The organism is Thioflexithrix psekupsensis, assembly GCF_002149925.1.
Lineage (GTDB): Bacteria > Pseudomonadota > Gammaproteobacteria > Beggiatoales > Beggiatoaceae > Thioflexithrix > Thioflexithrix psekupsensis.
The window spans coordinates 550,556-566,104 of sequence record NZ_MSLT01000006.1; the positions used below are offsets into that span (position 1 = coordinate 550,556).

At 48.1% G+C, this 15,549-nt stretch carries 27 protein-coding genes; all 27 read left to right on the top strand.

The window, feature by feature from the left end; genetic code table 11:
- Nucleotides 1-7 precede the first annotated feature (7 nt).
- The 27 genes from rpsG (at nucleotide 8) to rpsK (ending at nucleotide 15,536) form a co-directional block, all read left to right on the top strand.
- The gene (gene rpsG / locus TPSD3_RS03520; RefSeq protein ID WP_086487199.1) at nucleotides 8-484 is read left to right on the top strand and encodes a 30S ribosomal protein S7; all 477 of its coding nucleotides are present in this window, start codon (nucleotides 8-10) and stop codon (nucleotides 482-484) included.
- A 309-nt stretch (nucleotides 485-793) separates the two neighbouring features.
- Nucleotides 794-2,887, top strand: coding sequence for an elongation factor G (fusA, locus tag TPSD3_RS03525; RefSeq protein ID WP_086487200.1), 2,094 nt, complete (start codon nucleotides 794-796; stop codon nucleotides 2,885-2,887).
- 574 nt (nucleotides 2,888-3,461) lie between these two features.
- Nucleotides 3,462-3,773, top strand: coding sequence for a 30S ribosomal protein S10 (rpsJ, locus tag TPSD3_RS03535; protein ID WP_086487202.1), 312 nt, complete (start codon nucleotides 3,462-3,464; stop codon nucleotides 3,771-3,773).
- A 55-nt stretch (nucleotides 3,774-3,828) separates the two neighbouring features.
- Nucleotides 3,829-4,473: a 50S ribosomal protein L3 gene (gene rplC, locus TPSD3_RS03540; protein WP_086487203.1), complete on the top strand. Its 645-nt coding sequence runs from the start codon at nucleotides 3,829-3,831 to the stop codon at nucleotides 4,471-4,473.
- A gap of 10 nt (nucleotides 4,474-4,483) precedes the next feature.
- Nucleotides 4,484-5,095 carry a 50S ribosomal protein L4 gene (gene rplD, locus TPSD3_RS03545; RefSeq protein WP_086487204.1) on the top strand — a complete coding sequence of 204 codons (612 nt, stop codon included), beginning with the start codon at nucleotides 4,484-4,486 and terminating at the stop codon, nucleotides 5,093-5,095.
- Nucleotides 5,092-5,391 (top strand): 50S ribosomal protein L23, encoded by a 300-nt coding sequence (gene rplW, locus TPSD3_RS03550; RefSeq protein WP_086487205.1) that lies wholly within the window; start codon nucleotides 5,092-5,094, stop codon nucleotides 5,389-5,391. Before rplD ends, rplW begins: the two co-directional genes overlap by 4 nt.
- A 39-nt stretch (nucleotides 5,392-5,430) precedes the next feature.
- Complete coding sequence (rplB, locus tag TPSD3_RS03555; RefSeq protein WP_086487206.1) at nucleotides 5,431-6,252, top strand: 50S ribosomal protein L2; 822 nt, start codon at nucleotides 5,431-5,433, stop codon at nucleotides 6,250-6,252.
- 64 nt (nucleotides 6,253-6,316) lie between these two features.
- Entirely contained in the window at nucleotides 6,317-6,592 is a 276-nt protein-coding gene (gene rpsS, locus TPSD3_RS03560) for a 30S ribosomal protein S19 (protein ID WP_086487207.1), read from the top strand.
- A 12-nt stretch (nucleotides 6,593-6,604) separates the two neighbouring features.
- On the top strand, nucleotides 6,605-6,943 hold the full coding sequence (gene rplV / locus TPSD3_RS03565; protein WP_176329710.1) for a 50S ribosomal protein L22: 339 nt from the start codon (nucleotides 6,605-6,607) through the stop codon (nucleotides 6,941-6,943).
- 11 nt (nucleotides 6,944-6,954) lie between these two features.
- Nucleotides 6,955-7,623: a 30S ribosomal protein S3 gene (rpsC, locus tag TPSD3_RS03570; protein WP_086487208.1), complete on the top strand. Its 669-nt coding sequence runs from the start codon at nucleotides 6,955-6,957 to the stop codon at nucleotides 7,621-7,623.
- A gap of 30 nt (nucleotides 7,624-7,653) precedes the next feature.
- Nucleotides 7,654-8,067, top strand: a complete 414-nt coding sequence (rplP, locus tag TPSD3_RS03575; RefSeq protein ID WP_086487209.1) for a 50S ribosomal protein L16 — start codon at nucleotides 7,654-7,656, stop codon at nucleotides 8,065-8,067.
- Nucleotide 8,068: 1 nt separating this feature from the next.
- Complete coding sequence (rpmC, locus tag TPSD3_RS03580) at nucleotides 8,069-8,263, top strand: 50S ribosomal protein L29 (protein ID WP_086487210.1); 195 nt, start codon at nucleotides 8,069-8,071, stop codon at nucleotides 8,261-8,263.
- Between the two features lie 2 nt (nucleotides 8,264-8,265).
- On the top strand, nucleotides 8,266-8,544 hold the full coding sequence (gene rpsQ / locus TPSD3_RS03585) for a 30S ribosomal protein S17 (protein ID WP_086487211.1): 279 nt from the start codon (nucleotides 8,266-8,268) through the stop codon (nucleotides 8,542-8,544).
- A 107-nt stretch (nucleotides 8,545-8,651) separates the two neighbouring features.
- Nucleotides 8,652-9,020: a 50S ribosomal protein L14 gene (rplN, locus tag TPSD3_RS03590; RefSeq protein ID WP_086487212.1), complete on the top strand. Its 369-nt coding sequence runs from the start codon at nucleotides 8,652-8,654 to the stop codon at nucleotides 9,018-9,020.
- Between the two features lie 12 nt (nucleotides 9,021-9,032).
- Nucleotides 9,033-9,347 (top strand): 50S ribosomal protein L24, encoded by a 315-nt coding sequence (rplX, locus tag TPSD3_RS03595; protein ID WP_086487213.1) that lies wholly within the window; start codon nucleotides 9,033-9,035, stop codon nucleotides 9,345-9,347.
- Nucleotide 9,348: 1 nt separating this feature from the next.
- Nucleotides 9,349-9,888: a 50S ribosomal protein L5 gene (gene rplE / locus TPSD3_RS03600; RefSeq protein WP_086487214.1), complete on the top strand. Its 540-nt coding sequence runs from the start codon at nucleotides 9,349-9,351 to the stop codon at nucleotides 9,886-9,888.
- A gap of 89 nt (nucleotides 9,889-9,977) precedes the next feature.
- Entirely contained in the window at nucleotides 9,978-10,283 is a 306-nt protein-coding gene (rpsN, locus tag TPSD3_RS03605; RefSeq protein ID WP_086487215.1) for a 30S ribosomal protein S14, read from the top strand.
- A 21-nt stretch (nucleotides 10,284-10,304) separates the two neighbouring features.
- Complete coding sequence (rpsH, locus tag TPSD3_RS03610; RefSeq protein ID WP_086487216.1) at nucleotides 10,305-10,697, top strand: 30S ribosomal protein S8; 393 nt, start codon at nucleotides 10,305-10,307, stop codon at nucleotides 10,695-10,697.
- Nucleotides 10,698-10,712: 15 nt separating this feature from the next.
- Nucleotides 10,713-11,249 (top strand): 50S ribosomal protein L6, encoded by a 537-nt coding sequence (rplF, locus tag TPSD3_RS03615; protein WP_086487217.1) that lies wholly within the window; start codon nucleotides 10,713-10,715, stop codon nucleotides 11,247-11,249.
- A gap of 9 nt (nucleotides 11,250-11,258) precedes the next feature.
- Nucleotides 11,259-11,612 carry a 50S ribosomal protein L18 gene (gene rplR, locus TPSD3_RS03620; protein ID WP_086487218.1) on the top strand — a complete coding sequence of 118 codons (354 nt, stop codon included), beginning with the start codon at nucleotides 11,259-11,261 and terminating at the stop codon, nucleotides 11,610-11,612.
- A gap of 10 nt (nucleotides 11,613-11,622) precedes the next feature.
- The gene (gene rpsE, locus TPSD3_RS03625) at nucleotides 11,623-12,132 is read left to right on the top strand and encodes a 30S ribosomal protein S5 (RefSeq protein ID WP_086487219.1); all 510 of its coding nucleotides are present in this window, start codon (nucleotides 11,623-11,625) and stop codon (nucleotides 12,130-12,132) included.
- A 160-nt stretch (nucleotides 12,133-12,292) separates the two neighbouring features.
- The gene (gene rpmD, locus TPSD3_RS03630; protein ID WP_086487220.1) at nucleotides 12,293-12,475 is read left to right on the top strand and encodes a 50S ribosomal protein L30; all 183 of its coding nucleotides are present in this window, start codon (nucleotides 12,293-12,295) and stop codon (nucleotides 12,473-12,475) included.
- 1 nt (nucleotide 12,476) lies between these two features.
- Complete coding sequence (gene rplO / locus TPSD3_RS03635; RefSeq protein WP_086487221.1) at nucleotides 12,477-12,911, top strand: 50S ribosomal protein L15; 435 nt, start codon at nucleotides 12,477-12,479, stop codon at nucleotides 12,909-12,911.
- The gene (gene secY, locus TPSD3_RS03640) at nucleotides 12,912-14,240 is read left to right on the top strand and encodes a preprotein translocase subunit SecY (protein WP_086487222.1); all 1,329 of its coding nucleotides are present in this window, start codon (nucleotides 12,912-12,914) and stop codon (nucleotides 14,238-14,240) included.
- Nucleotides 14,241-14,305: 65 nt separating this feature from the next.
- Nucleotides 14,306-14,419: a 50S ribosomal protein L36 gene (gene rpmJ, locus TPSD3_RS03645; RefSeq protein ID WP_086487223.1), complete on the top strand. Its 114-nt coding sequence runs from the start codon at nucleotides 14,306-14,308 to the stop codon at nucleotides 14,417-14,419.
- 287 nt (nucleotides 14,420-14,706) lie between these two features.
- Nucleotides 14,707-15,063, top strand: coding sequence for a 30S ribosomal protein S13 (rpsM, locus tag TPSD3_RS03650; RefSeq protein ID WP_086487224.1), 357 nt, complete (start codon nucleotides 14,707-14,709; stop codon nucleotides 15,061-15,063).
- Nucleotides 15,064-15,140: 77 nt separating this feature from the next.
- Complete coding sequence (rpsK, locus tag TPSD3_RS03655) at nucleotides 15,141-15,536, top strand: 30S ribosomal protein S11 (protein WP_086487225.1); 396 nt, start codon at nucleotides 15,141-15,143, stop codon at nucleotides 15,534-15,536.
- The last annotated feature ends 13 nt before the right edge of the window (nucleotides 15,537-15,549 follow it).

Genomic DNA, 15,549 nt, shown 5'->3' on the forward strand with positions numbered 1-15,549 from the left:
ATCATTCATGCCAAGAAGAAGAATTGTCGCCAAACGCGCTGTCTTACCTGATCCCAAATTCGGTGACGAAACCGTTGCCAAATTTATCAACATGGTCATGGTTGACGGGAAAAAAGCGGTCGCTGAACGCATTGTTTATGGCGCATTAGACCGCGTTATAGAAAAAAGTAAGGGTGAAGTAGACCCTTTAACCATTTTCAACAAAGCCTTAGAAAATGTCCGTCCTGTGGTTGAAGTGAAATCCCGTCGCGTGGGGGGATCAACCTACCAAGTGCCTGTGGAAGTTCGTCCTGTGCGTCGTACCGCATTGGCGATGCGTTGGTTGGTCGATTCTGCCCGTAAACGCAGTGAAAAAACAATGGGTTCTCGTTTGGCCGGCGAAATTTTGGATGCTTTTGAAAATAAAGGCACCGCCATCAAGAAACGGGAAGATGTACATCGTATGGCAGAAGCCAACAAAGCCTTCTCTCATTTCCGTTGGTAATAAACCGTTCATACTCCCCTTTTCACAGAAAAATGTGAAAGCAAAAATCGCCCTACTTTAAAAAATGGGCGTTTTTTACTTGAAACGCAGTAAAAACTGTGTGATAATTGTCCGATTATGGTGTAGTAAAAATGTTCTTGTGGGAGCGGCAAACGTTGAATTTGCCCGTTGTTTCTTTTTTCACCCCAATGAAGCAAAGAAATCTCACTAACACAAACACTACCCGTTACATTATTTTTTGGGCGGCAAGTCGAAACGTCATTTTGGAGACTCTGCCAGCAAGTCGAAACGCAACAAAGGTTTAAGTCCGTGGCACGTAAAACACCCATTGAGCGCTACCGTAACATCGGCATCATGGCGCACATTGATGCGGGTAAAACGACAACCACTGAACGCATCCTCTATTACACGGGTGTCTCCCATAAAATTGGTGAGGTACACGATGGGGCGGCGACAATGGATTGGATGGTACAAGAGCAAGAACGTGGAATTACCATCACGTCTGCTGCCACCACCTGCTTTTGGAAAGGAATGGGGAAACAGTTCCCAGAACACCGTATTAACATTATTGACACCCCCGGACACGTCGATTTTACCATTGAAGTTGAGCGTTCTTTGCGGGTACTGGATGGTGCGTGCGCATTATTTTGTGCGGTGGGCGGTGTTGAGCCACAATCAGAAACCGTTTGGCGACAAGCCAATAAATACGGCGTGCCACGTTTGGCATTCGTGAATAAAATGGATCGCGCCGGTGCGAACTTTTTGCGCGTGGTAGAACAGATTAGAAAACGTCTGGCCGCTAATCCCGTACCTATTCAGTTGCCTATCGGGGCAGAAGAGAATTTTAAAGGTGTGGTTGATCTCATTAAGATGAAGGCCATCTTTTGGGACGACGCGACAATGGGAATGACGTTTGAAGAACGTGACATTCCAGCCGACATGCAGGACGCTTGCGAAGAATGGCGCGATAAAATGATCGAAGCCGCCGCTGAAGCCTCCGAAGAGTTGATGAATAAGTATTTGGAAGGCGAAGCACTGAACGAAGAAGAAATTCGTCAAGGCTTGCGCGCTCGTGTATTGAAGAATGAAATTATTTTAGTCTTGTGCGGTTCTGCGTTCAAAAACAAGGGCGTACAAGCGATGTTAGATGCAGTGGTTGAATTTTTACCTTCTCCCGTCGATGTTCCCCCCATTGGTGGCGTGTTAGAAGATGAAACCACAGAAGCAGTACGTCATTCTTCTGATGATGAGCCGTTTGCTGCCTTAGCGTTTAAAGTGGCAACCGATCCTTTCGTGGGAACGTTGACCTTCTTCCGTGTCTATTCGGGTGTATTGAACTCCGGCGACACCATTTACAACTCGGTGAAACAAAAGCGTGAGCGTGTTGGCCGTATTCTACAAATGCACGCCAATAGCCGCGAAGAGATCAAAGAAGTTCGTGCCGGCGATATTGCTGCCGCCGTTGGTTTAAAAGATGTGACCACGGGCGAAACCTTGTGTGATAAAGAAAATATTATCACTTTGGAGCGCATGGATTTCCCTGAACCCGTTATTTCTGTTGCCGTAGAGCCGAAAACCAAGGGCGACCAAGAAAAAATGGGAGTTGCGTTAAGCAAGTTAGCCGCTGAAGACCCTTCGTTCCGGGTTCACACCGACGAAGAATCAGGGCAAACCATTATTTCTGGCATGGGCGAGTTGCATTTGGAAATTATTGTTGACCGGATGCGTCGTGAGTTCAAAGTAGAAGCCAATGTCGGTGCGCCACAAGTGGCTTATCGTGAGACCATTCGCAAATCGGTGGAACAAGAAGGCAAGTTTGTCCGTCAATCGGGTGGACGCGGTCAATACGGCCATGTGTGGTTGCGTATTGAGCCTAAGGCTCCCGGTGAAGGCTATGAATTCTGCAATGAAATCGTGGGCGGCGTGATTCCTAAAGAATACATTCCTGCGGTGGACAAAGGAATTCAAGAGCAGTTGCAAAATGGAGTCATTGCAGGCTATCCCGTTGTGGATGTCAAAGTCAGCTTGTTCGATGGCTCTTACCACGAAGTAGACTCCAGTGAAATGGCATTTAAGATCGCCGGATCAATCGGATTTAAGGAAGGCGCAAGAAAAGCCAGCCCTGTTTTATTAGAGCCGATTATGGATGTTGAAGTGGTCACTCCAGAAGATTACATGGGCGATGTCATGGGCGACTTGAATCGTCGTCGCGGTATCGTGCAAGGCATGGATGATATTCCTACCGGTAAGAGTATTCGTGCTGAAGTTCCTCTGGGAGAAATGTTTGGTTATGCCACTGATTTACGCTCCTTAACCCAAGGACGTGCCAGCTATACCATGCAATTTGGACGTTATGCTGAAGCTCCAGCCAGTATCACTGAAGCTGTGATTAAGAAAAGTTAATTGTATTAACCCTGTTTAACCCATGTCACCCTATTCATTTAGTGGTGTCCGTTCTTTAACGATGAAGGAAATAACCGTGTCTTCGACCCTGTCCAGACGCAACGCTGTTTATTTTGCGCCACTGTCGCGTTTCTCCGCCGTTTATTCGTGCGTCAGAGAAAGAGCGAAGGGTCGTGTGCGGTTTTTTTCCCTTCATGGGTTTAAACGGGTCTATTCGGCAGACAAAAATAATTTTTTTCCTTTTGTGATGCCGTCTTGTTCTGATGTGTTGGCTCGTGTTCAGTTTTCTGTGCTGACACGCCCGCATTCCGTGTTCTCCCCAAAAAACACGAACCTTGTACAAAATCCCCTTTGTGCAACAATTTATGTCTCCAGCGCAGCCGTGTTGGGTTCATACCGCACGTCTGGCTGCCGTCGCTTACGTCCGCAATTTTATTTTCATACCCCCAAATCCAATTCGCGTCCCCACCCCCCGTTGACACAACCGATTGCCTCGGTTGCCGTTGCAGTGTCGTTTAAACGAGGTGTGAACGCGGATTTCGGTTTGGGTGAGTATTCTAAGGTGGTTCACTAAATGGCTAATCAAAGAATTCGTATTCGTCTGAAGGCATTTGATCATCGTCTGATCGATCAGTCGGCGCGGGAAATTGTGGAAACAGCAAAACGGACCGGGGCGCAATTACGCGGCCCAATCCCCTTGCCCACAAAAAAAGAACGTTTTACCGTGTTGATTTCACCGCATGTCAACAAAGATGCTCGCGATCAATACGAGTTACGCACGCATAAACGCTTGCTTGACATCATTGATCCCACGGATAAAACCGTTGATTCATTAATGAAATTGGATCTCGCCGCCGGTGTGGATGTCCAAATCAAGTTAAATTAAGGCATGAGACCACTGTGATTTTCACAGTGAATTTCTGAGACAAGAGGTTATAAACATGGCGGTTGGTATTGTCGGTCGAAAATGCGGCATGACTCGCTTCTTTACTGAAGACGGGGTTTCTGTGCCAGTGACCGTAATTGAAGTCGATCCGAATCGCGTCACTCAAGTGAAAACTGAGCAAACAGATGGTTATCGTGCCATTCAAGTCACTTGTGGTACTCGTCGTGCGATTCGTGTCAATAAAGCCCAAGCCGGACATTTTGCCAAAGCCACCGTAGAAGCAGGACGTGGTTTGTGGGAATTTCGCTTGGCAACAGATGAAATGAATGATGTGGCTCCCGGCAAAACCTTAGGAGTCGAATTGTTTACCGAAGGGCAAAAAGTCGATGTCACCGGTACCACCAAAGGCAAAGGCTTTGCCGGTACGGTAAAACGACACCACTTCCGCACCCAAGATGCCACCCACGGTAACTCGCGCTCACACCGTGTTCCCGGTTCTATCGGTCAAAACCAAACACCGGGTCGCGTATTTAAAGGCAAAAAAATGTCTGGACATATGGGTGATGTACAACGCACTATCCAAAATCTGGAAATTGCCCGCATTGATACGGCGCGCAACTTGTTATTAATTAAAGGGGCAGTTCCCGGTGCACCGGGTGGCGATGTGATTGTACGCCCCGCTGTTAAAGTGAAACACTAGGAGCGCAGGCATGGAATTACAATTAACCGGCGGTCAAACCGCAGCCGTCTCCGTTGCTGACACGGTGTTTAATGTTCCTTTTAATGAACCCTTGATTCATCAAGCGGTGGTCGCTTATTTAGCCGGTGGACGTGCTGGCACCAAAGCACAGAAAACCCGCGCCCAAGTGAGCGGCGGTGGCATCAAGCCGTGGCGACAAAAAGGGACGGGACGCGCCCGCGCAGGAAGTATTCGTAGTCCTTTATGGCGTGGCGGTGGTAAGGTGTTCGCAGCGACTCCGCGTGATCACAGCCAAAAATTGAATAAAAAAATGTTTCGCGGCGCATTGCGTTCTATTCTTTCCGAATTAGTGCGTCAAGAGCGTTTAACCTTAGTCGAACAGTTCCATGTTGATGAACCCAAAACCCGCTTAGTATTAACCCAGTTAAGCGAGTTAAAGGTTGATCCAGAAGTGTTAATCATCGTCGATGAATTGACTGAAAATCTTTATTTAGCCACACGTAATCTTTATAAAGTCAGCGTGCGCGAAGCGGATTATATTGATCCTGTGAGCTTAGTTGGACATCCCAAAGTGGTGATGACCACCGCCGCCCTGAAAAGACTTGAGGATAGACTCGCATGAATACCACCCAAAAAATGCGCTTGATGCAAATTTTGCTTGCACCGCGGGTCTCAGAAAAGACCACTGTCGTTGCCGAACAAGGACAACATGTTTTCACCGTGTTACCCGATGCCACCAAAGCAGAAGTAAAACAAGCGGTTGAAATGATGTTTAATGTCAAAGTGGCCAGCGTGCAAACCTTAAATGTTAAAGGCAAACGCAAAAATTTTGGTCGTACACGTGGTAAGCGTTCCGACTGGAAAAAAGCCTATGTTTGCCTGCAACCGGGCTTTGACATCAACTTGATAGGTGAATAAGCGCGTGGTTCTCCATTGCCGCTGTGAAGGAAATTAAACATGGCACTTGTAAAAGCAAAACCCACGTCTGCCGGTCGTCGTTTCGTGGTGCAGGTCAAAACGCTCGACTTGCACAAAGGCGAACCGTATCACCCATTATTGGAAAAACAAACCAAAAAGGGTGGACGCAATAACAACGGACGCATTACGGTCAGACATCAAGGCGGCGGTCATAAACAACATTACCGCGTGGTCGATTTTAAACGGGATAAAGATGACATTCCCGGTAAAGTAGAACGGATTGAATACGATCCCAACCGTAGCGCACATATTGCCTTAGTGTTATATGCCGATGGCGAACGTCGTTACATTATTGCGCCTAAGGGCGTATCGACGGGAACGCCCGTGATGTCAGGCGCACATGCCCCGATTAAACCCGGTAACGCCATGCCCTTGCGCAATGTCCCTGTCGGTAGCACTGTTCACTGTATCGAACTGAAACCCGGTAAAGGGGCGCAGTTGGCTCGTAGTGCAGGTGCTGGCGTGCAATTGGTTGCCCGCGAAGGTCAATATGCCACTTTACGCTTACGTTCTGGTGAAATGCGCAAAGTGTTAAGCGATTGTCGTGCGACTTTAGGCGAAGTCGGCAATGCCGAACACAACTTAACGTCTTTAGGCAAAGCCGGTGCGTCGCGTTGGCGTGGCAAACGGCCGACCGTGCGCGGTGTGGCGATGAACCCTGTCGATCACCCTCATGGTGGTGGTGAAGGTCGGACTTCTGGCGGTCGTCATCCTGTGACACCGTGGGGCTTCCCGACCAAAGGCGCGAAGACTCGTCACAACAAACGCACTGATAAGATGATTGTGCGTCGTCGCAAATAATTTTTAAGGGCGGTTATCCCACGGGATAACCGATAAACAGTTACTGAGCAAAAGAGATTTAACCGTGCCACGTTCCATTAAAAAAGGCCCGTTCATTGATTTGCACTTGCTGAAAAAAGTCGAAGTCGCTGTGCAAACCAGTAACAAACGCCCCATCAAAACTTGGTCACGCCGTTCTATGGTGATTCCAGAGATGGTGGGTTTAACGATTGCAGTACATAATGGCCGCCAACATGTTCCCGTCTTCGTGACAGAAAACATGGTCGGACACAAACTCGGTGAGTTTGCCATTACCCGTACTTTCCGCGGTCATATTGCTGACAAAAAATCTAAACGTTAAGAGAGTGTGAAGATGCAAGTGCAAGTTTATAGCAGACATCGTAACGCCCGAATTTCTCCGCAAAAAGCTCGGTTAATTGCCGATCTGATTCGTGGAATGCCAGTGTCTCAGGCTTTAGACACGCTGACTTTTACCAACAAAAAAGCAGCCGGTCTGGTCAAAAAAATATTGGAATCCGCCGTGGCGAATGCCGAAAACAACGAAGGGGCTGACATTGATGATTTATACGTGTCAGAAATTTGCGTGGATGAAGGCCCGGTGATGAAACGGATGCACGCCCGCGCCAAAGGACGTGGCAATCGTATCATCAAACGAACCAGTCATATCACTGTCGCTGTGACCGAGAGTTAAGAGAGAGTATTATGGGACAAAAAGTACATCCAGTGGGCTTGCGACTAGGGATTATCCGTGACTGGTCTTCCAAATGGTACGCCAACAGCCAACAATACGCGAATTACTTGTATACCGATTTACAAGTGCGTGAATTTCTGAAGAAAAAACTGGCACAAGCCTCAGTCAGTGAGATTCGTATCGAACGTCCTGCGCGCAATGCCAAGATCATTGTCCATACGGCACGGCCGGGGATTGTGATTGGTAAGCGCGGCGAAGACATTGACGCACTGCGTAAAGAAGTCTCTGCCATGATGGGCATTCCTGTCCATATCAGTGTCGAAGAAATTCGCAAACCTGAAATCGACGCTTATTTAGTCGCTGTGAGCGTGGCGCAACAATTAGAAAAACGGATCATGTTCCGTCGTGCCATGAAGCGTGCGGTGAGTAATGCGTTACGTTTAGGGGCGCAGGGGATTCGGATCAATGTCAGTGGCCGTCTCAATGGGGCGGAGATTGCGCGGATGGAATGGTATCGAGAAGGGCGTGTGCCGTTGCACACCTTACGTGCCGACATCGACTATGGCTTTGCTGAAGCAAAAACCACTTACGGCATTATTGGCGTAAAAGTGTGGATTTTCAAAGGCGAAATCATCGGCAAGCAACAAGCCCAAGAAGCGATGGCTAACCGCGAGCGTTAATCGCCGTGTTCTACCAAGAGTAAACCAACGATGTTACAGCCTAAACGAACAAAATTTAGAAAACAACACAAAGGCAAAAACCGCGGGCTTGCCCAACGCGGTAGCAGTGTGAGTTTTGGTGAATTTGGCCTCAAAGCCACGGGGCGCGGTCGCATTACCGCTCGGCAAATCGAAGCCGCCCGTCGTACTATTACCCGTCGCGTTAAACGGGGCGGTAAATTGTGGATTCGCGTTTTTCCCGATAAACCCATTACCAAAAAACCCCTAGAAGTGCGGATGGGGAAAGGGAAAGGTAATGTGGAATACTGGGTAGCTTTGATTCAACCCGGTCGTATGCTCTACGAAATTGAAGGCGTTCCTGAAGCCACAGCGCGGGAAGCCTTTCGTTTAGCCGCGGCTAAACTGTCTGTTCCAACCACATTTGTCAGTCGCACGGTGATGTAATATGAAAGCCAGTGAACTCCGCGAAAAATCCGTTGCTGAATTGAATGAAGAATTACTCGCTTTAGGGCGGGAACAATTCAATTTGCGGATGCAAAAAGCCAGTCAACGCCTGACCAATCCGGCGCGAATTCGTGCTGCTCGTCGTGATGTTGCGCGTATTAAAACCGTTTTGCACGAGAAGAAGAAGGCAGGCTAAACATGGTGACAGAATCTGAGAACACCGAAAACAAAAGCAACCGTGGCTTAACCGGCCGCGTAGTCAGCAATAAAATGAACAAAACCATTACCGTGTTGATTGAACGTCGCGTCAAACACCCGAAATATGGCAAATTCATTACACGTTCTACCAAATTACACGCGCACGATGAAGAAAACACTTGTCGAGAAGGCGACATCGTGACGATTGTACAAAGCCGTCCCCTGTCAAAAACGAAGGCATGGCGTTTGGAAAGCATCGTGTCACGAGCAGAGATGTAACGACAAAAGATTTTGTCAATCAATGCTTTTCAAATGATACTGAATTTGGTATCATTCCAACCTTTTTTGTGGTCGGCCGTGTGCCGAACCGTTTTGGAGCGTAAAAAATGATACAAATGCAATCCATGCTGGATGCCGCCGACAACAGCGGCGCACGGCGGTTAATGTGTATCAAGGTGCTGGGTGGCTCGCACCGTCGCTATGCCCACATTGGCGACATCATCAAAGTTTCGGTGAAAGAAGCCATTCCTCGCGGCAAAGTGAAAAAGGGCGAAGTCTATAACGCTGTTGTTGTACGTACCCGCAAAGGGGTGCGCCGTCCCGATGGTTCTTTGTTGCGTTTTGATGGCAACGCTGCGGTGTTGTTGAATAACCAAAAACAACCGATTGGTACACGTATTTTTGGGCCAGTGACCCGTGAATTGCGTACTGAACAGTTCATGAAAATTATTTCATTGGCACCCGAAGTCCTGTAAGGCGAGGCAACTATGCGCAGAATTAGACGTAATGACGAAGTGATCGTCATTGCCGGTAAAGACAAAGGCAGAATCGGTAAAGTCATCCGCGTGATGGACGACCGTGTGGTGGTGGAAAACACCAATATTGCTAAACGTCATACCCGTGCGAACCCTGTCAGCGGGCAAGCCGGCGGCATCGTAGAAAAAGAAATGCCATTGCATATTTCTAACGTTGCTTTGCTGAATCCGGTCACTGGAAAAGCCGACAAAGTCGGATTTAAATTCCTAGAAGACGGCAAAAAAGTCCGCTATTTTAAATCCAATGGCGAAGTCCTAGAGGCATAAGATGGCAGCAAGGCTAGAAGAATTTTATAAAAGCACCGTAGTCCCCCGCTTAAAAGAGCAGTTTGGCTACAAAAGTGTGATGCAAGTTCCACGTATCGAAAAGATTACGTTAAACATGGGCTTAGGCGAAGCGGTGGGCGATAAGAAAATTATCGAACGCGCACTGGGTGATATGGTTGCCATTGCAGGACAAAAACCCGTCGTCACTAAAGCCCGTAAATCCATTGCCGGGTTTAAAATTCGTGAAGGCTGGCCGATTGGCTGTAAAGTCACATTGCGCCGTGCGCGGATGTACGAATTTTTAGATCGTCTGGTGAGCATTGCCATGCCACGAATTCGTGATTTTCGTGGAGTCAGTGGTAAGGCGTTTGATGGTCGCGGCAACTACAGTTTAGGTATTCGGGAGCAAATTATTTTCCCTGAAATCGATTATGACAAGATTGACGTGTTGCGTGGTTTAGATATTACAATAACCACCAGCGCGAATACTGATGCAGAAGCCAAGGCACTGTTACAAGCCTTCAGTTTCCCGTTTAAATAATGACAAATGGGGTCTGAACGCCCTCCCCTATTGGGGGGGCGTTGAAGGATTGACTTATTTCCAAGCTGTTTTTCAAGGAACATTAGATTATGGCAAAACTCTGTATGGTGAACAGAGAGATAAAGCGCGCCCGCATCGTCAGTAAACACGAGGCCAAACGAGCTGAACTGAAAAAAGTAATCAGCAGCGTCAGTGCCACTGCGGAGCAAAAAGAGACTGCACAAATTCAATTGCAATCTCAACCGCGTGATGCCAGTCGTTGTCGGTTGCGTAATCGCTGCCGTTTGACCGGTCGTCCACACGGATACTATCGCAAATTTGGTTTAGCACGTAACAAATTGCGTGAAGAAGCGATGAAAGGAAACATTCCAGGTCTGGTTAAGGCCAGTTGGTAAGCGCAGAGGATTTAATCAAAAATGAGTATGTCTGATCCCATCGCTGATATGCTGACTCACATTCGTAACGGTCAAACCGCGAAAAAAGCAACCGTCGTGATGCCTTCTTCCAAGAAGAAAGTGGCCATCGCACAATTGTTAAAAGATGAAGGTTATATCAGTGATTTTAGTGTGTCTGAGGATGCCAAACCTCAGCTTAAAGTGGTTCTCAAATATTATCAAGGTCGTCCTGTCATCACACTGTTAAAGCGGGTGAGCCGTCCGGGCTTGCGTATTTACAAGTCTAAAGATCAACTTCCCAACGTGTTAGGGGGATTGGGTATTGCTGTCGTGTCAACCTCTAAGGGGATTATGACCGACCGTGCTGCGCGATCTGCGGGACACGGTGGTGAAGTGATATGTTACGTTTCTTAACCGTGTGGGTGTGCGATGTCAAGAATTGCTAAAAGTCCAATTACTGTGCCTAAAGACGTAACTGTCAACCTAGAGGTACAACAACTGACCGTCAACAGCAAACGTGGCGAATTAAGCCACAGCATTCATCCCAGCGTGCGCGTGGCGATGAATGAAGGCGTGTTGACCTTTACTCCCACCGATGACAGCGCGGAAGCAGATGCCTTTGCCGGCACCACGCGAGCGTTGGTCAATAATATGATTATTGGTCTAAGTCGTGGTTTTGAACGCAAATTAACGTTAGTGGGTGTGGGTTATCGGGCGCAGTTGAAAGACAGCAAATTATTAAGTCTGTCTTTAGGCTACTCGCATCCGGTGGAGTATCCGATTCCAGAAGGCATCACCATTGAGTCCCCCTCACAAACTGAAGTGATTGTGAAAGGTGCGGATAAGCAATTGGTCGGGCAAGTGGCTGCGAATATTCGCAGTTTCCGTCCACCAGAGCCGTATAAGGGCAAAGGTGTGCGTTATGCCGATGAAGTCATCATCATGAAAGAAGCCAAGAAGAAGTAGGTAGCCTCGATGGACAAAAAAACAACCCGTTTACGTCGCGCTCGTCGTACTCGTGCCAAAATCCGGGAATTGGGCGTGCATCGCTTGTGTATTCATAAAACACCGCGGCACATCTATGCCCAGCTAATCGCACCCACCGGCTCGGCCGTTTTGGCCAGTGCATCCACTTTGGACAAAGCGTTCAAAGAAACCGGTGCTTATAGTGGTAACGTGGATGCCGCCACGTGGGTGGGCAAGGCCATCGCCGAACGTGCTAAAGCCACTGGAATCACCGTGGTGGCATTTGATCGGGCTGGTTTTAAATATCATGGTCGGATCAAAGCGTTAGCCGATGCGGCGCGTGAATCTGGTCTCAGCTTCTAGGTAATGGCAAATGGCGAATTACGACGTACAAACCAGTAAAAATGACGATCTCGTTGAAAAATTAGTGACCGTGAATCGCGTCGCCAAAGTGGTTAAAGGTGGACGAATTTTCAGTTTCACCGCATTGACCGTGGTTGGAGATGGCAAGGGTAAAGTGGGTTTCGGCTATGGCAAGGCCCGCGAAGTTCCCGCTGCGATTCAAAAAGCAATGGAAAATGCCCGTAAAAACATGAAAACAGTCCCGTTAAACGGCACAACCTTGCATTATCCCAGTACTTCTCGTCACGGTGCAGCTAAAGTTTACATGCAACCGGCTTCAGAAGGGACAGGAATTATTGCGGGTGGAGCGATGCGGGCTGTCTTTGACGCATTAGGTGTGCGCGATGTGTTGGCAAAATCGATTGGTTCTTCCAACCCTATGAACGTGGTACGTGCCACTTTCAAAGGACTACAGCAGATGCAAAGTCCAGATGCCATCGCCGCCAAACGCGGTAAAACGCTTGAAGAGATTCGCAGCTAGTCTCGGCTTGCATTGCAGTCAACACAACAGTCTCGCCGCTTCAGGCGGTCGAGAGCGGTCTAACCAACGTAGCAAGACAGAAAACGGAGGAAGCGAGACAGGCGGCAAATTGCCGATGCTATCCCTCTTCGATTGAGCGAAGAGTCTCGCGTACAGTGTGATGAGCAAAAAGTTGAAAGTCACGCAAATTCGCAGTATCCATGGACGTTTACCTAAACATAAAGCCTGTGTGGCCGGTTTGGGCTTGCGTCGTATGCACCACAGCGTTGAACTCGATGATACTCCCGCAATCCGCGGTATGATCAACAAAGTCTCCTATCTGCTAAAAGTAGAGGAAGTGTGAGATGTTTTTAAACACATTGAAACCGGCTGAAGGATCAAAACCCGTCGCCAAACGAGTAGGACGTGGAATTGGTTCTGGCTTGGGTAAAACTTGCGGACGCGGTCACAAAGGACAAACTTCGCGTGCTGGCGGCTTCCATAAAGTGGGTTTTGAAGGCGGTCAAATGCCATTACAACGCCGCTTGCCTAAAGTGGGTTTTATTTCCCGTACTGCGCGGGCGCGGTCTGAAGTTCGTTTACACGAATTGGCGCGTGTCAGCCAAAGCCCTATTGATTTGGCCGCACTGAAAGCAGCAGGGGTTGTGCCTCGTTACTGTGAACATGCCAAAGTGATCGCTTCTGGCAAAATAACTACCGCGGTTCAGTTAAAAGGAATCGCAGTCACCCCCGGCGCACGAAGCGCAATTGAAGCGGCTGGCGGCAGCATCGAGGACTAAGTGGCTATTAACACCGCAGAGTTAGCCCGATTGGGCAGACTGGACGAATTAAAGCATCGCTTGCTGTTTTTGCTAGGTGCGATTGTGGTGTTTCGGATCGGGACGTTCATTCCCGTGCCGGGCATTGACCCGGTGGCGTTGCAACAAATGTTTGAAGCCCAACGTGGCACTATTTTGGACATGTTTAATATGTTCTCTGGTGGTGCGTTGGAGCGGTTCTCTGTATTTGCTTTGGGCATTATGCCTTATATTTCGGCTTCAATTATCATGCAACTGCTCACCGCAGTGCATCCAAAACTGGAGCAGTTGAAAAAAGAAGGCGAATCCGGACGGCGCAAAATTACTCAATATACCCGTTATTTCACCTTAGTATTAGCCACATTCCAATCCATTGGGGTGGCGATTGCCTTAGAAAGTCAAAACGTGGTGATTGATGCAGGGATCGCTTTTCGGATCACTGCGGCATTAACCCTCGTGACTGGCACCATGTTTTTAATGTGGTTGGGTGAACAGATTACGGAACGGGGAATTGGTAATGGGATTTCCATGATCATTTTCGTGGGGATTGTGGCAGGATTACCCGCTGCAATCGGCGGAACGTTGGAACTCTCGCGCACCGGACAATTGCACTTTTTCACCTTGATTTTGTTGTTGATCATCGTGTTATTGGTGACTGCTTTCGTGGTCTTTGTCGAACGCGGACAACGGCGAATTACGGTAAACTATGCCAAGCGTCAAGTCGGTAATAAAGTTTATGCCGGTCAAACCAGTCATTTGCCCTTAAAACTCAACATGGCTGGCGTGATTCCACCGATTTTTGCTTCAAGTATCATTCTGTTCCCTGCGACCTTGGGGGGCTGGTTTGGTAGTGCAGAAGGCATGACGTGGTTACAAAATCTGTCACAAACGCTGTCACCGGGTCAGCCATTGTATGTCATGTTATTTGCGGTGGCGATCATTTTTTTCTGCTTTTTCTATACGGCATTGATGTTTAACCCGAAAGAAACTGCGGATAATTTGAAAAAGTCGGGAGCTTTTATTCCCGGCGTGCGTCCCGGACGACAAACGGCTGAGTACATTGATAAAGTGATGTCACGTTTGACCATGGCAGGGGCTATTTACATTACAGCGGTCTGTTTACTGCCTGAATTTTTAAATCTGCAATGGAATGTTCCGTTTTATTTTGGGGGAACGTCTTTGTTGATTATTGTGGTGGTGGTAATGGATTTTATGGCGCAGGTGCAGGCGCATTTGATGTCGCACCAATACGAAGGCTTAATGAAGAAGGCAAACCTGAAAGGGGGCGGCCGCAATCCTTTGTTGCGTTAAAAGCGAAATGATTGGCGTATTATTTAATAATACGCTATCGTGAATCAGAGTTGGAGTAGAAATCGATGAAAGTCAGAGCGTCTGTAAAAAGAATTTGTCGCAACTGCAAGATCATCAAACGTAAAGGGATTGTCCGTGTGATCTGCACTGATGCACGTCACAAACAACGACAAGGCTAACGTTTGTCAGTATCCATCATTTCCTCAGTGGGATAATGGAGAACTGAAAATTATCGCGGCCGAATTTGGGAACTTACCTCAAGTGGTTCAGGTGCCATAGCCCATCACGGTGGTGATGTGAATGCAGCGATTAAACCCACTCCCCTGTGTGTTTCTGTCGCGTTTCTTGTGGAAAAATGACACTTGGGTTTATCCCCAAAAGTGAGTCTGCCCCTGATACTCGGCGGAAACCCACCTTAACTTGTGGGTTGAGTTGGTTTACCTAGTTTAAGAAAACGGAGAAAAGAATGGCACGTATTGCCGGTATTAATATCCCAGTGCAGAAACATGCCGTCATTGCACTGACCTCGATTTATGGCATCGGCCCGACCCGCGCAAAGGCCATTTGCCAAGCCACAGGCATTGCCCCCGACACGAAAATTAAAGACCTCGATGAAGGTCAATTAGAAGCGTTACGTGGTGAAGTCGCTAAATACAATGTGGAAGGTGACTTGCGCCGTGAAATTTCCATGAACATTAAACGGTTAATGGATTTAGGATGTTATCGTGGCTTGCGTCATCGTCGTGGTCTACCTGTACGCGGTCAACGGACTCGCACCAATGCGCGGACACGTAAAGGTCCCCGTAAAGCGATTCGTAAATAAAGCCTTGCGTTAGTTGACGGTGGCATGGCGTGCTGTGGCACTTCAACTGACATGAAAAGAACTCTTCAGGAATTGTTATGGCAAAAGTAGCTTCTCAACGCGTTGCTCGTAAAAAAGTTAAAAAAAGCGTCACCGACGGCATTGTGCATGTCCATGCCTCGTTTAATAACACCATCATCACCATCACTGACCGTCAAGGGAATACTTTAGGTTGGGCAACTTCAGGTGGCAGTGGTTTCCGTGGTTCACGTAAAAGCACGCCCTTTGCAGCGCAGGTTGCCGCCGAACGAGTGGGTAATGTGGTCAAAGAATTTGGGGTTAAAAATTTAGAAGTGCGGATTAAAGGACCCGGTCCAGGACGTGAATCTACCGTGCGGGCATTACATGCCAACGGATTTAAGATCACCAGCATCACTGATGTCACCCCGATTCCGCACAATGGATGCCGCCCCCCCAAACGGCGACGTGTTTAAATTCAGGAGTGAA

What these genes read in the sequence shown, in the direction of transcription:
- rplP (WP_086487209.1), top strand. Translation starts at nt 7,654, where the DNA reads ATGTTACAGCCTAAACGAACAAAATTTAGAAAACAACACAAAGGCAAA.
- rpsG (WP_086487199.1), top strand. Translation starts at nt 8, where the DNA reads ATGCCAAGAAGAAGAATTGTCGCCAAACGCGCTGTCTTACCTGATCCC.
- rplB (WP_086487206.1), top strand. Translation starts at nt 5,431, where the DNA reads ATGGCACTTGTAAAAGCAAAACCCACGTCTGCCGGTCGTCGTTTCGTG.
- rpmJ (WP_086487223.1), top strand. Translation starts at nt 14,306, where the DNA reads ATGAAAGTCAGAGCGTCTGTAAAAAGAATTTGTCGCAACTGCAAGATC.
- rplC (WP_086487203.1), top strand. Translation starts at nt 3,829, where the DNA reads ATGGCGGTTGGTATTGTCGGTCGAAAATGCGGCATGACTCGCTTCTTT.
- rplN (WP_086487212.1), top strand. Translation starts at nt 8,652, where the DNA reads ATGATACAAATGCAATCCATGCTGGATGCCGCCGACAACAGCGGCGCA.
- rpsH (WP_086487216.1), top strand. Translation starts at nt 10,305, where the DNA reads ATGAGTATGTCTGATCCCATCGCTGATATGCTGACTCACATTCGTAAC.
- rplE (WP_086487214.1), top strand. Translation starts at nt 9,349, where the DNA reads ATGGCAGCAAGGCTAGAAGAATTTTATAAAAGCACCGTAGTCCCCCGC.
- rplX (WP_086487213.1), top strand. Translation starts at nt 9,033, where the DNA reads ATGCGCAGAATTAGACGTAATGACGAAGTGATCGTCATTGCCGGTAAA.
- rpsM (WP_086487224.1), top strand. Translation starts at nt 14,707, where the DNA reads ATGGCACGTATTGCCGGTATTAATATCCCAGTGCAGAAACATGCCGTC.
- rpsN (WP_086487215.1), top strand. Translation starts at nt 9,978, where the DNA reads ATGGCAAAACTCTGTATGGTGAACAGAGAGATAAAGCGCGCCCGCATC.
- rpsQ (WP_086487211.1), top strand. Translation starts at nt 8,266, where the DNA reads ATGGTGACAGAATCTGAGAACACCGAAAACAAAAGCAACCGTGGCTTA.
- rplR (WP_086487218.1), top strand. Translation starts at nt 11,259, where the DNA reads ATGGACAAAAAAACAACCCGTTTACGTCGCGCTCGTCGTACTCGTGCC.
- rplV (WP_176329710.1), top strand. Translation starts at nt 6,605, where the DNA reads ATGCAAGTGCAAGTTTATAGCAGACATCGTAACGCCCGAATTTCTCCG.
- rplD (WP_086487204.1), top strand. Translation starts at nt 4,484, where the DNA reads ATGGAATTACAATTAACCGGCGGTCAAACCGCAGCCGTCTCCGTTGCT.
- rpmC (WP_086487210.1), top strand. Translation starts at nt 8,069, where the DNA reads ATGAAAGCCAGTGAACTCCGCGAAAAATCCGTTGCTGAATTGAATGAA.
- rpmD (WP_086487220.1), top strand. Translation starts at nt 12,293, where the DNA reads ATGAGCAAAAAGTTGAAAGTCACGCAAATTCGCAGTATCCATGGACGT.
- rpsJ (WP_086487202.1), top strand. Translation starts at nt 3,462, where the DNA reads ATGGCTAATCAAAGAATTCGTATTCGTCTGAAGGCATTTGATCATCGT.
- rplW (WP_086487205.1), top strand. Translation starts at nt 5,092, where the DNA reads ATGAATACCACCCAAAAAATGCGCTTGATGCAAATTTTGCTTGCACCG.
- rpsK (WP_086487225.1), top strand. Translation starts at nt 15,141, where the DNA reads ATGGCAAAAGTAGCTTCTCAACGCGTTGCTCGTAAAAAAGTTAAAAAA.
- rplF (WP_086487217.1), top strand. Translation starts at nt 10,713, where the DNA reads ATGTCAAGAATTGCTAAAAGTCCAATTACTGTGCCTAAAGACGTAACT.
- rplO (WP_086487221.1), top strand. Translation starts at nt 12,477, where the DNA reads ATGTTTTTAAACACATTGAAACCGGCTGAAGGATCAAAACCCGTCGCC.
- rpsC (WP_086487208.1), top strand. Translation starts at nt 6,955, where the DNA reads ATGGGACAAAAAGTACATCCAGTGGGCTTGCGACTAGGGATTATCCGT.
- rpsE (WP_086487219.1), top strand. Translation starts at nt 11,623, where the DNA reads ATGGCGAATTACGACGTACAAACCAGTAAAAATGACGATCTCGTTGAA.